Origin of the sequence: Bradyrhizobium sp. BR 10289, from assembly GCF_019455385.1 — a bacterium.
Lineage (GTDB): Bacteria > Pseudomonadota > Alphaproteobacteria > Rhizobiales > Xanthobacteraceae > Bradyrhizobium.
In genome coordinates this window covers 213330-228173 of record NZ_JACOFR010000009.1, presented here as the reverse complement: position 1 = coordinate 228173, position 14844 = coordinate 213330, and the positions used below count along the sequence as shown (strand labels likewise).

Genomic DNA, 14844 nt, shown 5'->3' with positions numbered 1-14844 from the left:
CAGTTGATCCCTTACAATGCCCCAAAGTTCCCGCATCAGATCGCGCGGGGAGTGGCCGAGAAATGCTGAAATACCTCGCTAAAATCTCGATGGATATTTTCCCCTCGGTGCTCGCGACGATCATCGGGGCCTACATCGTTAACCACTACATCAACGCCAAGCCGGCGGCCGATAGCCCCGCGGCCGTCGTTGCGCCTGCCGAGCCCGGCAAAAACGCCAAGCCGGCGGACGCCGCCAACCTGCCTGCGCCCGGCGTCAAGGCCAAGGGCGTCTCAGAGAAGAACGTGACCGAAAAGGCGGCGGTCGAGAAGCCCTCGGACAAGTCCGAGACCAAGGCCGCCGACGCCAAGGCCGCGGACGTTGCGCCGTCCGACACCGCTTCGCACGGCCGCACCCCGGCGCGCGAAAAGGCGGCCACCAAGTCGACCCCGGCTCCCACCGTTCCGGTGGTTGAAGCCAATTCGGCACCGGCTGCGGCATCCCCGGCCGCGACCCCCGACGCCAACGATCTGGCCCGCGCCGCCATCGAGCGTCTGCGCAAGTCGCCCGAAGGCAAGGCTGCTGAAAAGGCTGCCGACGCCAAAGCCGCCGAAACCAAGCCTTCTGAAATCAAGCCGGCCGAGCGGGCCCCTGAGCCTGTGGTGCGCGAAGCGGTCCGCACCCCCGAGGGCCCGCGCGTCGTCACGACCGAGCCGTCCGCGGTTCGTCCGCTGCCGCCGCCGATCACGGTGTCCACGCCCGTGCCCGAGGCCTATGGCAATGGCGGTTCATCGCCGTCCTATACGGCTTCGGTCGGCAACGACGATCCGAATCGGATCACGCCTCCGGCTGATATTCCGGTGCCGATCATCGCGCCGCCCCTCGACCTGCGGGCCGATGCCGGCGCCAGCATGCCGCGGCCGAAGAAGACCAACGTCGCCGACGATGTGCTGTCGGGCATGAAGTCGATGTTCCACTCGGTCCTGCCGAAGAACGCCACCACTTCCGATTAAGGCGGTAGCTCATAGCGTTTTCGAGCGAAGTGGGCACCGGTTCGCGTCACGAAAACGCGTCAAGACAAGAAGCCGCCCTGTCAGCCGCCGACGCGGGCAAGGCCGCTGCGGGCGGCATCGTCGCGCGGACGCAAGGCCACGGCCCGGTTGTAGGACGCGGCCGCCTTGGTCTTGTCGCCCAGCCGCTCATAGGCCTGTCCGCGTGCGGTCCAGACCTGGGCATTGTGCGGATCGGCCTCGGAGGCCTCGTCGAGATCGGCCGCCGCTTCCTTGACCTTGCCGAGCGCTAGATAGCTGATGGCGCGGCCGAGCAGCGGCTCGGCCTTTTGCGGATTGAGCCCGCTCGCGGCGCTGAAATCGGCGATCGCGAAATCATGCTCGTTGTTGCCTTGGTAGATCAGGGCGCGGCCATAGAGCGCCTGCGCATTGTAGGGATCGAGCGCGACGGCGCGATTGAACTCGTCCAGCGCTGCCTGCGTCTCGCCTGACTTGGCGAGGGCCTGGCCCCTTGCGGTGTGGGTCTGGGCTTCGGTGACGCTGCCGGCGCTGACCGCGCTCTCCGCAGCAGCGGCCGTCTTGGGCGCCTCCTGCGGCTTGTCCTTTTCCGGCATCAGGGAGCCGAGGTCGAAGGAGCAGCCGCACAGCGCAATGCCCATCAGACCGAGCGCGAGCGGCTGACGCCAAGTCCGGCGTAGCCGTGCCAGACTGCGCTGGGGGAAAGGGAAGGCCATCTACGGTTCGCTCGCGCTAGAGCATGATCCGGCAAAGTGTGCAGCGGATTTCCGAAAAGATCATGCTCAAACCACAAACTAAAACGCGATGACGCTTCAAACCGATCTCATCGCGCTTTAGGCCGCATGGGAGTACCCCCTCCCAGAAAGGCACCGCTCACAAAACAATAACGCGGGCCAAGGGCCCGCGTTATCAGAAACTGAGGTCTTGCAAGTTCGGCAAAATCAGCGCGGACCGCGCGGACCAGCGCCTGCACCCGGGCCACGGCCACCGCGGTCGCCGCCGGGACCAGCACCGAACACCGGCTTCGGCTTCATCGGCAGCAGGCCCTCACGCTGCAGCTTCTTGCGGGCCAGCTTGCGCGCGCGGCGCACGGCTTCGGCCTTTTCGCGGGCCTTCTTCTCGGAGGGCTTCTCGTAGTGGCCGCGGAGCTTCATCTCGCGGAAAATGCCCTCGCGCTGCATCTTCTTCTTCAGCGCCTTGAGGGCTTGGTCGACATTGTTATCGCGAACGAGAACCTGCACGCGGCATCCTCTTCAGTGGATCGGATTTGAATTCTGGTAAGTCAAAGGGGATGGCAAAACGCGCAAGCCCTTAACCTTGAGGGCGCGGATGTATCAGACAAAACCTGGGATGTCCACCTGCCAAGCGGGTTTTCGGGCCAAGTTCAGCCATTAAATGCGGCAAAAGTACCTCTGTGCGGTCCTATTTAGGGCGGTTTGACGCTAAACGGCGGGCCGTTTTCCGGAAGTTGGTCCGGATATCTTGAAATGAGGGGAATGCCACATGGATATGAAGAAATATGCCGCCGAGGCGATCGGCACGTTCTGGCTGACATTCGCAGGCTGTGGCAGCGCGGTGATCGCGGCGGGTTTCCCGCAGGTCGGGATCGGCCTCGTCGGCGTGTCCCTGGCCTTCGGGTTGAGCGTCGTCACCATGGCCTATGCGATCGGTCACATTTCGGGCTGTCATCTCAATCCGGCCGTCACGGTCGGGCTTGCCGCCGGCGGGCGCTTCCCGGCCGGTCAGATCCTGCCCTACGTGATCGCGCAGGTCTGCGGGGCGATCGTCGCTGCCGAACTGCTGTACATCATCGCCAGCGGTGCCCCCGGCTTCGACGTCACCAAGGGCTTTGCTTCGAATGGATATGACGCGCATTCGCCGGGTCAGTACGGCATGATGGTCTGCTTCCTCACCGAGGTGGTGATGACCATGATGTTCCTGTTCGTCATCATGGGCGCGACCCACGGCCGCGCGCCGGCGGGCTTCGCGCCGCTCGCGATCGGGCTCGCGCTGGTGATGATCCATCTCGTCAGCATTCCCGTCACCAACACCTCGGTGAACCCGGCGCGTAGCACGGGCCCGGCGCTGTTCGTCGGCGGCTGGGCAACGGCGCAGCTCTGGCTGTTCTGGGTTGCCCCGTTGATCGGCGGCGCGCTGGGTGGGGTGATCTATCGCTGGCTCAGCGAGGAGCCGACAGGCGTCGTCGCAGGCGCGAAGACGGCCTGATCGCAAAGCGGGATCGCAGCGTTTGCTGCAGTCCCCTCACTTGTTGCTGGGTGGCCTGACTTCGGTGACATGACCCATCTTGCGGCCGGGGCGCGGTGCGCCCTTGCCGTAGATGTGGATGGTCGCGCCCGGGACGGTCAGCCATTTCTCGTAATCGTTGATCTCGTCGCCGATCAGATTGGTCATGGTGACGATCTCGCCATGACGGACGGGCTTGCCCAGGGGCCAGCCGGCGATGGCGCGGATGTGCTGCTCGAACTGCGAGACCGAGGCGCCGTCGAGCGTCCAATGCCCTGAATTGTGCACGCGCGGGGCGATTTCGTTGACCAGCACCTTTGGTCCGGTGCCGTTGGCGAGCACGAACATCTCCACCGCCAGCACGCCGACATAATCGAGCGCGCTTGCGATCTTGCCGGCGATGCTGCGGGCTTCCTCGGCGAGCGCGTCGGGAATCGGCGCGGGCGCGCGTGAGATCTTCAAAATGTGGTCGCGGTGCTCGTTCTCGGTGACGTCGAAGCACTCGACCTGGCCCGTGGCCGAGCGCGCGGCGATCACGGAGATCTCGCGCTCATAGGGGATAAAGGCTTCCAGGATCGCCGATTTGGTGGCGAGGCTGGTCCACACTTTCGCGATGTCGTCGCCCTCGCGGATGATGGCCTGGCCCTTGCCGTCATAGCCGAAGCGGCGGGTCTTCAGCACGGCCGGAAGGCCGATCCTGTCGATCGCCTCGCGCAGCGATGCGACCGAGGTGACGTCGGCATAGGCGGCGGTGCCGATGCCGAGCTTCGTCACAAAGTCCTTCTCGGCGAGGCGGTCCTGCGTGGTCTCGAGGATCTTGCGGTTGGGCAGCACGGGGCGGCGCGCGTCCAGCACCATGGCAGCTGCCGACGGCACGTTCTCGAATTCGTAGGTGATGACGTCGACATCGTGGGCGAACAGCTCGAGCGCCTCGACGTCGGCATATTCGGCGCAGGTCGCGTTCAGCACGACGTCGAACGCCGGCGAGTCCGGATCGGGCGAGAACACCTGGCAGCGCAGGCCGAGCCGCGCCGCAGCCATGGCCAGCATCCGCCCGAGTTGTCCGCCGCCGAGAATGCCGATGGTGTCGCCGGGCTTCAGCTTCACCTGCTTTGCGTCAGTCACGCCTTCTCCTCCGGTCGCTCGGCGACCGCATCGGTCTGCGCCTTGCGCCAGGCGGCAAGGCGATCGGACAGGGCCGGATCGGACAGGGCCAGCACCGCAGCTGCGAGCAGCGCGGCGTTGATGGCGCCGGCCTTGCCGATGGCGAGGGTGCCGACCGGGATGCCCGCGGGCATCTGAACGATCGAATAGAGCGAATCGATGCCCTTGAGCGTTCTGGATTCGACGGGAACACCGAACACCGGCAGTTCCGTCAGCGCCGCCGCCATGCCCGGCAGATGCGCAGCGCCGCCGGCGCCGGCCACGATAACCTTGTAGCCCGCAGCCTTGGCGCCCTTGGCAAAGCTAAACAGCCGGTCGGGGGTGCGGTGGGCCGAGACGATGCGGGTATCGGCGGCCACGCCGAGCGCTTCAAGCGTCTCGGCGGTATGTCGCATCGTTTCCCAGTCCGACTGGCTTCCCATGATGATGGCGATCGGCGCGGTCATATCGTCAATTGTGCTCGGGAAAACAGAAACATAGGCCAGATTAACGGTTCCGGCCGGCGGCTCGCAAGGCGGTGGCAAGGAGAAGGGAATGCACTATCCTGTCTTGGTGAATCCCCGCAAGCCTTCATTGAGCAGGAAGCCCATGAAGAAACCAAAAAGGGCACGTGCTGCGAAGGCTAAAAAAGGCCGGAAAGCCAGTGCGAGCCGGTCCAAAGCCGCCCCGAAGCGCCCGGCCAGGACGTCTGCGAAGAACTCGGCCAAGAACTTGGCCAAGAATCCATCCAACCCGGCACCGCGCGCCGCGTCGACCATCGACGATATCACCGCTACCATCCGCGGCCTGCGGAACAAGCTCAAGGCCGCGGAGCGGCGGATCGCGGAACTGGAAGCGGCCGCCGACACCGATTTCCTGCTGGAGATTCCGAACCGGCGCGGCTTTGAGCGTGAGCTCGCGCGCGCCATCGCCTACATGAAGCGCTACCGCGCCAGCGGCGCGCTGATCGTGCTCGATGTCGATCGCCTCAAGCCGATCAACGATTCCTTCGGTCATGCCGCCGGCGACGAGGTGCTCAAGGCGATCGCGGCGACCCTGACGCGGCAGATTCGCGCCTCGGATGTGGTGGGACGGCTCGGCGGCGACGAATTCGCGTTGCTGCTGTGGAATCTCAGCGAGACCGATGCCAAGGCGAAGGCAGCGATCTTCGAGCAGGCGATCGACGAATTGTCGTTCAGCTTTCGCGGCCAGCATGTGACCGCAGGCGCCTCCGCCGGCGTTGCGCTGCTCGGCACGCAATCCGATGCGGGCCGCGCCCTGGAAGAGGCCGATGCCGCCATGTATGTGCGCAAGGCCAGCCGGCGGCACGAGCCGAAGATCAGGCTGGTCAGCAACTGAATTTACAGCGTTGCAAGGTCTTCCGGCACGCTGCCGAACTTGCGCAGCAGCGTGGCATCGCCGAATTCGCCGGTCATGGGATCGCCGCTGCGGCTGAACGCCACCGCGCCGATATGGCCGGCACCGCGCGACAAGGCTTCGGTGCGCCGTAGCGCGGCGGTCGAGCTCTGGCATTCCTCGGCGGTGCCTGCGATGGGCGATCCGTCGGCATCGATCAGGAAGGGCATTGCAACGTAGTAGGTCACGTCCGACATGGCGTTGCTCCAATAATGAACTCAGGCGGCGCTGCTCTTGCTCCGCATCTTACTGCGTGAGGTCTCGGGAATGCAGCCGGCCGAAATCGCCGCCTGCAATTCTTCCAGCTCTGCTTCCAGATATTCATTGGCCATGATCAGCGCCTTGATGGTGCTGCGCAGATTGCCGTCGCACATCGCGATCGCCTGGTCGCAGGCCTGTTCATAATGGCTGTTGTCGAGAAGGGCGGGGACTGACATTTGCGGTGTCCTTGCGTTGTCCTTGGGCGTTTCCTTGGGGGGCGTTGGAATGCCCAAATGTTCCTATTTTGTTCTTTTCGAGTCAAGCGGATTCAGGCGCTGCGAACTGCTGCAAAAGGCGGCGCGCGGATCAGGCGATGATATCGGGCGTGATCTGGTCTTCGATGAACGCGATACGGTCGCGCAACAACAGCTTGCGCTTCTTCAGCCGCTGTAACCGCAACAGGTCGGGGGCGGGCGATTGATGCAGTGCATCGATCGCCGCATCGAGATCTCGGTGTTCCTGCTGCAACCGGGTGAGCTCGGATTCGAGTTCACGCTCGTCTTCATTGGTCATGTCTGCGGTGGCCGAAAACCGATAGGCGTGAGATCTGGGCTGTGGATGCCCTGTGGAAATTATCGTCCTTGCGCGCCGTGATCGCAAGCGATCTCGGGTCGCTGCTCACCGATCTCTCGCAAGATATTTCCGACGATTCGCGGCAGCGTTGCGCAAGCCCATTGATATCACAAATTTTTCTCGCGTGGTTCCCTTGCTCACGCTTCGTTACATATGAATTTTCAAAAATGACGCTGCGACGACGGATACCCATCGACAGAACGAATCGGTGATGTACACTTCCTCGTCCGGATCGAATCCTGAGGTTCAACCCTACCGAGGAGGTTTCGAATGACAATTCAGGCACATCTTGTTGAATTGGAACGGAAGCACAAAACTCTCGAAAACGAATTGCACGAAGCTCTCGTGCACCTTTCAACAGACGACCTGCAAATTGTTGAGTTGAAGCGCCGCAAGTTGATGGTCAAGGACCAGATCGAGCGTCTGAAGCACGGCGACACGCTCCACTAGTAACCCCCCGTAACAGCGTAGAGTTTGACCCAAATCCTTTACGCAGGGGTGAGAGCTACCACGCTCATCCCTGCTGAAAGGTGCGTCGCCGTGCAAGATTCTTGCGCGGCAATTAGACGTCTGCGAGCTCGGCGACGTGATCGGCGATTGCGAGCGAGGACGTCAGTCCCGGCGATTCGATGCCGAACAGATTGATCAATCCCTCGACGCCATGATCCCGCGGGCCCTGCATCAGGAAATCCTGGGTGGCCACGGCCGGCGGCACGATCTTCGGACGAATGCCCGAATAGCTGGGCATCAACGCGCCGTCAGGCAGCGTCGGCCAGTATTTGCGGATCGCCGGATAGAAGCGCTCGGCGCGTGACGGATCGACCTCGTAGTTGATCGTCTCGATCCACTCGACGTCGGGGCCGAAACGCGCCTGCCCCGCCATGTCCAGCGTCAGATGCACGCCGAGGCCGCCAGGCTCGGGCACCGGATAGATCAGGCGCGAGAACGGCGCCTTGGCGTTGCAGCTGAAGTAATTTCCCTTGGCGAGATAGGCCGGCGGAATCCGGTCGAGCGGCATGCCATCGATGTTGCGCGCGACCGTCGTTGCGGAAAGGCCCGCGGCGTTGACGAGCAGGCTGCATTGCAGCGTCATCGGTGCCTCGCCGCCGGCCTCGACCTCGATCATTCCGGCCGATGCCTTGGCGCGGATCAGCGGGGTGTGAAACGCGAACGCTGCGCCCGCTTCCTCGGCCTCGCCGCGCAGCGAGAGCATGTAGGCGTGGCTGTCGATGATGCCGGTCGAGGGCGAAAGCAGCGCGGCGTCGCAGGCCAGCGCCGGCTCCAGCGCGCGTGCGGTCTCGCCCGTGAGCAGCTGCATGTCGAGCACGCCATTGGCTTCGGCATGCGCCTTGATCGATTGCAGCTTCTCGGTTTCTTTCGGAGAGGTCGCGACGATCAGCTTGCCGCAATTCTTGTGCGGGATACCGCGCTCGCCGCAATAGCGGTACAGCGCATGCTTGCCATCGACGCACATGCGCGCCATCCAGCTCCCGGCGCGGTAGTAGATGCCGGCATGGATCACCTCGCTGTTGCGCGAGGAGGTGATGGTGCCGATCGCCTCGGCTTCTTCGAGCACGATCACCTCGCGCCCGGCCTGGGCCAGCTTTCGGGCCACCGCGAGCCCGACCACGCCGGCTCCGACGACGATGCAATCGACCCTATCCATGGTTGTGAGGGCTGTCCGCTGGAAGCGCCGGTGGCATTGGGCCCGGGAGCGACGGCGCGGGGCCGGTTTCCGTTAAGGAAGAATTTATCATGTCAGGGCAATTGCCGTATTTGACGTCACATTTTTCTGTTGCGCGTACAGGCGTTTACCCGATCCAAACCGGCGAGGCCAGACAATCCGACGTTGAAATCGCGGGTGGCTGATGGCTGAAAACAACTGGCACGCGGGCAGCATGCTTCCGATTGCTGTGCAGGCCGCCGTGTGCCTGGCCGGCGCGGTCGCGCCTGCGCGTGCCTTCGCGCTGTCGGACAGCCTGGAGGCGCCGAGCTATCTGGGCAAGCTCGATCCGAACCTGATCTGGGAAACCCTGATCGGGGGCGTTGTCGTTTGCGCGTTCCTGGCGGCCGTGGTGCTGTGGGTCCATTCCGCGCTGCGCCGGTCCCAGCGCACGCAATTGCGGCGCAACGCCTTCATCTCCTCCGCCATGAACAACCTCAATCAGGGCGTGGTGATGACCGATGCGCAACGGCGCATCATCTTCTGCAACGACCGCTATCTCGATATCTACGGCCTGATGCGCTCGGAGCTGTGGGCCGGCATGACCGGCTACGACATCCTCGAGCTCCGGCGCAAGCGCAACGTCCTCGGCGGCGTCTCCGACGACGAGTTCTACGAGAAGGCGGCGAGCCCCAACGGCCTGATCACCGAGCTGCCCGATGGCCGGGCCATCCTGGTGAAATATTTCGTGCTGCCGAATGGCGGCTCGGTCGCCACCCATCTGGACGTCAGCGAACAGCGCAGGCTGTCGCGGCAACTCGCCTCCACCAAGCAGTTCCTGGAAACCGTGCTCGACAACGTGCCGGCCTGCGTGGCCGCCAAGAGCATCGAGGACGGCCGCTACATCTTCGCCAACAGCGCCTATGAACGGTTCTGGGGATTCTCGCGCGACCAGGTCGTCGGCAAGAACGCCCGCGAGCTGTTCGCGCCGAATTCGGCCGCCGCCATCGAGGCGACCGATCGCGCGGCGCTGATCGCGCCCGCCGGCCAGTACCGCAACGAGTTCGAGGTCGAGCGCGGCGCGACCCGGCGCATGGTGGCCTCGATCCGGATCGTGGTCCGCAACGAGAGCAACAAGCCTGAATTCTTGCTGATCGTATTCGAGGACATCACCGACCGCCGCTCGCTGTCGCAGGAGCTGGAGAGCACCAAGAAGTTCCTGGAGCTCGTGGTCGACAACATCCCGGTCGCGCTGATCGTGGAGCAGGTCAAGGACGGCCGCTACCTCCTCGCCAACCGCAGCGCCGAGACCATCCTCAACCGCCGGCGCGAGGAAGCCACGGGCCTGACCGCGTCCGACATCTTCAATGCCAAGGAAGCCAAGCTGATCATCGCGCGCGACGAGGCCGCGATCAAGAAACGCGGGATGATCACCGAGGAGCATCCGATCTCCACGAAGGACGGCCTGCGGCTGTTCCTGACCCGCCGCGCCACCGTGCTGAGCGATGCCGGCGAGCCGCAATATCTGATCAAGACCCACGAGGACGTCACCGACCGCCGGCAGACCGAGTCGCGCATGGCGCACATGGCCTATCATGACGGCCTGACCGACCTGCCGAACCGCGCCGCCTTCCTCCAGGCGCTGACCCAGATGATCGAGGCCTGCGAAGGCACCGGTGAGGAATTCGCCGTTCTCTGCGTCGATCTCGACGGCCTCAAGGAGGTCAACGACGTCTTCGGCCATGCGCTCGGCGACAAGCTTCTGATCGAGGTGGCCCAGCGGCTTCAGGATTCCGCGCGTGGCGGCGTGGTGGCGCGCCTGTCCGGCGACGAGTTCGGCCTGATCATCGACGGCAAGCAGCCGGAGGCCGGTCTTTCACTGGCGCAGCAGATTGGCGAGGCCATCGCCGAGGAATTCCAGATCGATGGCCGGCCGGTTCGTGCCGGCATCACCACCGGCATGTCGATCTTCCCGCACAACGGCGCCGACGCTGCCTCGCTGCTCGCCAATGCCGGCGCGGCGCTGTTCCGCGCCAAGCAGAAGTCGCGTGGCACGATCAGCCTGTACCAGCCGGAGATGGACCAGCAGATCCGCGATCGCCGCGTGCTGCATCAGGACCTGTCGATGGCGATCAAGAACGGCGAGCTCTCGCTGGCCTTCCAGCCGCAAGGCATCGCGCGCCACAGCGTCGCCGAAAGCGACATCATCGGATTCGAGGCGCTGGCGCGCTGGCAGCATCCGGTGCGCGGCCAGGTCTCGCCGGCCGAATTCATCCCGATCGCCGAGGAGAGCGGCCTGATCGTCGAGATGGGCGAATGGATCCTGCGCGAGGCCTGCCGCGAGGCGGCGTCCTGGCCGAAGCCGCTCCAGGTCGCGGTCAATCTGTCGCCGGCGCAGTTCATGCACGGCGACGTCGTCGGCCTCGTCCATTCGATCCTAATCGAGACGGGGCTCGCGCCCGGCCGGCTCGAGCTCGAAATCACCGAGGGCGTGCTGATCGAGGATTTCGATCGCGGCCTTGCGCTGCTGCGCCGGTTGAAGGCTTTGGGCGTACGCATCTCCATGGACGATTTCGGCAGCGGCTATTCCTCGCTGAGCTATCTCCAGGCGTTCCCGTTCGACAAGATCAAGATCGACCGCGCCTTCATCATCAATCTCGGCCGCAATCCGCAATCGGCAGCGATCGTGCGCGCCGTGATCGATCTCGGCCACGGCCTCGACATGTCGATCATCGCCGAGGGCGTCGAGACGGTCGAGCAGCTCGCCTTCCTCGCCAAGGAAGGCTGCGACGGCGTGCAGGGCTATCTGCTCGGCAAGCCGCTGCCGATCGGGAAATATGCCGACCTCATCGGCCGCGCCGAAACCATGGAGCTTGCGCTCAAGACCGGTTAGTGAGGAGGGGCTTGCCTCGCTCCTCTCGACGGTTTCATGGCGGATTACGATCTTGCGATCATCGGCGGTGGCTTGAACGGTGTCAGCCTCGCCCGCGATGCGGCCGGCCGCGGCCTGCGCGTCATCCTGTTCGAGCAGGGCGATCTTGGCAGCGCGGCCTCGTCGGCGACGCCGCGGCTGATCCACGGCGATCTGTCGGTGCTGGAGCGCCGCGGCTTCTGGCGGGTACGGCGGGCGCTCGCTGAGCGCCGGATCTGGCTTCGAATTGCGCCGCATCTGGTCCGGCCGATGCGCTTCGCGATTCCCGCCCATTCCGAGGAACGCCCGCCATGGCTGCTGCGCGCCGGCCTGTATGTCTATGATTGCCTCACGAACCGGGGCGGCTTGCCGCCGTCGTCCACGCTCGATATCACGCATCATCCGGTCGGCGACGCCCTGAAGCGCCCGTTCGGCATGGCCTTCGAATATTCGGACTGCGTCGTCGATGATTCCCGCCTGGTGGTGCTGACGGCGCTGGATGCCGCCGAACGCGGCGCCGCGATCCGCACCGGGGCGCGCTGCATCCGCGCCGATCGCACCGACACGTGGCGCCTTGCGGTGGTCGATCGCGGCATTCGCCGCACGATCACGTCTCGTGCGCTCGCCAACGCCGCCGGCGGCTGGACCGCGATGGTCGCCGACACCGTGCTGCGGCAGCAGCAAGCCCCGATGGCGGCGATGCAGATGAGCCAGATCGTCGTGCCGAAATTGTTCGAGCCCGACACTGTCTACGTGTTCCAGAACAATGACGGACGGCTGATCTTCGCCCGGCCGTTCGAGCGCGATTTCACGCTGATCGGCATGGTCACGCGCGCCTTCACCGGCGATCCCGCGATCGTGGCGATGCCGAGTGCCGACGTCAGCTATCTCTGCGATGCCGCCAGCCGCTATTTCCGCGAGCGCGTCGCGCCCGCCGATGTGGTTCGGACGGTCTCCGGCGTCAATCTGACGCTGGCGTCCGCGCGCGGGCGCGACGGCACGACGCTGTTCCACGCACGCCGCCGCAAGGCGCCGTTGATCACGATGGTCGGCGGCGACGTCACCACCTCGCGCCTGCGCGCCGAGCGGGCAGTAACAAAGCTCACGCCCTTCTATCCGATGTCGCGTCCCTGGACCGCCGGTGCGGCGCTGCCCGGCGGAGACTTCGCCTGGGATCGCTTCGATCACCAGGTCGACCTCGCGCGCGACCGCTGGCGTTTTCTCTCCGAGCCGGAGGCCCACCGTCTGGTCGGGGCTTATGGTTCGCGGTTGCCGGCCGTGCTCGGCGAGGCGAAGAGCCGCGATGAACTCGGTCCCGCCTTCGGCCCCGAGCTGACCGCCGCCGAGGTGCGCTATCTCATGGCCCACGAATGGGCGCGGTTTCCGGAGGATGTCCTGTGGCGACGCTCCAAGCTTGGTCTAACCATGCCCGCGGCGGACCGTGACGCGCTGGCGGCGTTCATGGCGAATGTGATGTGAATGATCCGCCCCGAACTGGTTGAGCAAACGACGATCGGCCGCTAGCGTGCGGCGGAATCGGGGTTGGCAGGGACCATGACTGACGAGTTGCCCAAGACAGACCTTGCAGCGGATGCGCATCCGGCTGCCGGGCAGCCGCTGCTGCGCATCGAGGGCGTGGCCAAGACCTTTGGGACGTTCCGCGCCGTGGACGGCGTATCGCTCGACATCAAGGCCGGCGAGTTCTTCGCTTTGCTTGGCCCTTCCGGCTGCGGCAAGACCACGCTGCTGCGCATGCTCGCCGGCTTCGAGGCGCCCGACGAAGGGCGTATCTTGCTCGATGGCAAGGACATCGCGCAGGCGCTGCCGCATGAGCGTCCGATCAACATGATGTTCCAGAACTATGCATTGTTTCCGCATCTGTCGGTGCGCGACAACATTGCGTTTGGGCTGAAGCGCGCCGGCCTAGCGCGCACCGAGATCGCAACCCGCGTCGCGGAGATGGTCGCGCTGGTCAAGCTCGAGGGACTCGAGAAGCGCAAGCCGGACCAGCTCTCCGGCGGTCAGCGCCAGCGTGTCGCCCTGGCGCGTGCATTGGCGCGCCGCCCGAAGCTTCTGCTGCTCGACGAGCCGCTCGCAGCCCTCGACAAGAAGCTGCGCGAAAATACCCAAGGCGAACTGATGGAGCTGCAACGCCGGCTCGGCATGACCTTCATCATCGTCACCCACGATCAGGAGGAAGCCATGACGATGGCTGATAGAATCGGCGTAATGAAGTCAGGCAAGCTCGCCCAGGTCGCGCCGCCGCGCGAGCTCTACGAGGCGCCACGCTCGCGGTGGATCGCGGAGTTCGTCGGCGACATCAATCTGTTCGACGGCGAGTCCAAATTGCGCGACGGTCATCGCCTGGTGATCGGCACGCGCGACGCGGGGACGCTGGTGGTGGCCGAGCCGCGCGAGCCGGTCGGCGCGGGGCGATTTGCGGTCGCGATCCGTCCCGAGAAGATCAAGCTGTCGCGCCGCGGACCCGTCAGCGAGGCCGGTCACGAAACGACGCTCAACCGGCTGGACGGCGTGATCGCCGACATCTGCTATCTCGGCGGTTCCACCACCTATAAGGTGAAGCTCGAGACCGGCGGCATGGTGCAGGCCTCCGTCGCCAACAGCGCGCGCCTCGACGTCGACGCCTACAGCCTGAACCAGCACGTCGTCGCCTGGTTCACGCCCGACGATTGCGTGGTGCTGCCGTCATGAGCTCCCGCCGCATTTTTGCGCGGCCGGCGCGCTTTGCCGCCATCGCGCCCTATCTTTGGATGGTGCTGTTCTTCCTGGTACCGTTCGGCTTCGTGCTCAAGATCGGCCTGTCCCAGACCGCAATCGCGCAGCCGCCTTACGAGCCCGTGTTCGATCTCACGGCGGGGTGGGAGGCGCTGAAGACGGCGTTCGCTGCCCTGTCGATCGACAATTTCAAGCTGCTTGCGTCCGACGACATCTATGTGTTCGCCTATGTCCGCAGCCTCACCGTCGCCCTCACCGCGACGGCGTTGCTGCTCGTGATCGGCTATCCCATCGCCTACGGCATGGCGCGATTGCCGAAACGCTGGCAGGCGGTGGCGATGGTGCTGGTGATCGTGCCGTTCTGGACCTCGTTCCTGATCCGCATCTATGCCTGGATCAACATCCTCCAGCATGACGGCCTGCTCAACCAGATCTTGCTGGCGCTGCATCTGGTCAGCCAGCCCGTGGTGTGGCTCTCGACCGACACCGCGATGTATATCGGCATCGTCTATTCGTATCTGCCGTTCATGATCCTGCCGCTCTACGCCACGCTCGCCAAGATGGAGCCGGTGCTGGAGGAGGCGGCCAGCGATCTCGGCGCGCCGCCCTTGCAGGTGTTCTGGCTGGTCACCTTTCCGCTGTCGCTGCCCGGTGTGGGCGCCGGCGTGCTGCTGTGTTTCATCCCGATCGTCGGCGAGTTCGTCATCCCTGATCTTCTGGCCGGCTCCAATTCGCTGATGATCGGCCAGACCCTGTGGCTGGAATTCTTCACCAACAAGGACTGGCCGGTCGCCTCCGCCGCGGCCATCGTCCTGCTGGTCGTGCTGCTGGTGCCGCTCTTGCTGTACGAACGGCTGCAGAAGCGGCAGCTGGAACAGGGGCGCTGACGG

At 64.8% G+C, this 14844-nt stretch carries 16 protein-coding genes; 8 read left to right on the top strand and 8 right to left on the bottom strand.

What is annotated here, in order from left to right:
* Positions 1-62 precede the first annotated feature (62 nt).
* Positions 63-992: a hypothetical protein gene (locus HYH08_RS17975; protein WP_220011126.1), complete on the top strand. Its 930-nt coding sequence runs from the start codon at positions 63-65 to the stop codon at positions 990-992.
* A gap of 80 nt (positions 993-1072) precedes the next feature.
* Here the strand turns inward: HYH08_RS17975 and HYH08_RS17970 are convergent, their stop codons facing one another.
* A complete protein-coding gene (locus HYH08_RS17970) occupies positions 1073-1723 on the bottom strand; it encodes a tetratricopeptide repeat protein (RefSeq protein ID WP_220011125.1) in 651 nt (216 codons plus the stop codon).
* Between the two features lie 225 nt (positions 1724-1948).
* Positions 1949-2248: a 30S ribosomal protein S21 gene (gene rpsU, locus HYH08_RS17965; protein ID WP_028140289.1), complete on the bottom strand. Its 300-nt coding sequence runs from the start codon at positions 2246-2248 to the stop codon at positions 1949-1951.
* Between the two features lie 262 nt (positions 2249-2510).
* Here rpsU and aqpZ point away from each other — a divergent pair, with 262 nt between their 5' ends.
* Entirely contained in the window at positions 2511-3233 is a 723-nt protein-coding gene (aqpZ, locus tag HYH08_RS17960) for an aquaporin Z (protein ID WP_220011124.1), read from the top strand.
* 36 nt (positions 3234-3269) lie between these two features.
* On the opposite strand, the gene HYH08_RS17955 is transcribed toward aqpZ, so the two are convergent.
* Positions 3270-4376 carry a 5-(carboxyamino)imidazole ribonucleotide synthase gene (locus HYH08_RS17955; protein ID WP_220011123.1) on the bottom strand — a complete coding sequence of 369 codons (1107 nt, stop codon included), beginning with the start codon at positions 4374-4376 and terminating at the stop codon, positions 3270-3272.
* A complete protein-coding gene (purE, locus tag HYH08_RS17950) occupies positions 4373-4861 on the bottom strand; it encodes a 5-(carboxyamino)imidazole ribonucleotide mutase (RefSeq protein ID WP_220011122.1) in 489 nt (162 codons plus the stop codon). Before purE ends, HYH08_RS17955 begins: the two co-directional genes overlap by 4 nt.
* 142 nt (positions 4862-5003) lie before the next feature.
* On the opposite strand from purE, the gene HYH08_RS17945 reads away from it, so the two are divergent.
* Entirely contained in the window at positions 5004-5753 is a 750-nt protein-coding gene (locus tag HYH08_RS17945; protein ID WP_220011121.1) for a GGDEF domain-containing protein, read from the top strand.
* 2 nt (positions 5754-5755) lie between these two features.
* Here the strand turns inward: HYH08_RS17945 and HYH08_RS17940 are convergent, their stop codons facing one another.
* The 3 genes from HYH08_RS17940 to HYH08_RS17930 all read right to left on the bottom strand — a co-directional run bounded on the left by HYH08_RS17940 (position 5756) and on the right by HYH08_RS17930 (position 6584).
* Positions 5756-6007 carry a hypothetical protein gene (locus HYH08_RS17940; RefSeq protein WP_220011120.1) on the bottom strand — a complete coding sequence of 84 codons (252 nt, stop codon included), beginning with the start codon at positions 6005-6007 and terminating at the stop codon, positions 5756-5758.
* A gap of 21 nt (positions 6008-6028) precedes the next feature.
* A complete protein-coding gene (locus tag HYH08_RS17935; RefSeq protein WP_220011119.1) occupies positions 6029-6247 on the bottom strand; it encodes a hypothetical protein in 219 nt (72 codons plus the stop codon).
* Positions 6248-6377: 130 nt separating this feature from the next.
* Positions 6378-6584: a YdcH family protein gene (locus tag HYH08_RS17930; protein WP_008131174.1), complete on the bottom strand. Its 207-nt coding sequence runs from the start codon at positions 6582-6584 to the stop codon at positions 6378-6380.
* Positions 6585-6914: 330 nt separating this feature from the next.
* Here HYH08_RS17930 and HYH08_RS17925 point away from each other — a divergent pair, with 330 nt between their 5' ends.
* Positions 6915-7094 carry a YdcH family protein gene (locus tag HYH08_RS17925; protein WP_220011118.1) on the top strand — a complete coding sequence of 60 codons (180 nt, stop codon included), beginning with the start codon at positions 6915-6917 and terminating at the stop codon, positions 7092-7094.
* Between the two features lie 112 nt (positions 7095-7206).
* On the opposite strand, the gene HYH08_RS17920 is transcribed toward HYH08_RS17925, so the two are convergent.
* The gene (locus tag HYH08_RS17920) at positions 7207-8310 is read right to left on the bottom strand and encodes an NAD(P)/FAD-dependent oxidoreductase (protein WP_220011117.1); all 1104 of its coding nucleotides are present in this window, start codon (positions 8308-8310) and stop codon (positions 7207-7209) included.
* Positions 8311-8512: 202 nt separating this feature from the next.
* Between HYH08_RS17920 and HYH08_RS17915 the strand changes: the two genes are divergently transcribed.
* The 4 genes from HYH08_RS17915 to HYH08_RS17900 all read left to right on the top strand — a co-directional run bounded on the left by HYH08_RS17915 (position 8513) and on the right by HYH08_RS17900 (position 14841).
* Complete coding sequence (locus HYH08_RS17915; RefSeq protein ID WP_220011116.1) at positions 8513-11200, top strand: sensor domain-containing protein; 2688 nt, start codon at positions 8513-8515, stop codon at positions 11198-11200.
* 36 nt (positions 11201-11236) lie between these two features.
* The gene (locus tag HYH08_RS17910; RefSeq protein WP_220011115.1) at positions 11237-12697 is read left to right on the top strand and encodes a glycerol-3-phosphate dehydrogenase; all 1461 of its coding nucleotides are present in this window, start codon (positions 11237-11239) and stop codon (positions 12695-12697) included.
* A gap of 75 nt (positions 12698-12772) precedes the next feature.
* Positions 12773-13930: an ABC transporter ATP-binding protein gene (locus HYH08_RS17905; RefSeq protein ID WP_220011114.1), complete on the top strand. Its 1158-nt coding sequence runs from the start codon at positions 12773-12775 to the stop codon at positions 13928-13930.
* Positions 13927-14841, top strand: coding sequence for an ABC transporter permease (locus HYH08_RS17900; protein WP_220011113.1), 915 nt, complete (start codon positions 13927-13929; stop codon positions 14839-14841). The genes HYH08_RS17905 and HYH08_RS17900 overlap by 4 nt, the downstream gene beginning before the upstream one ends.
* Positions 14842-14844: the final 3 nt, after the last annotated feature.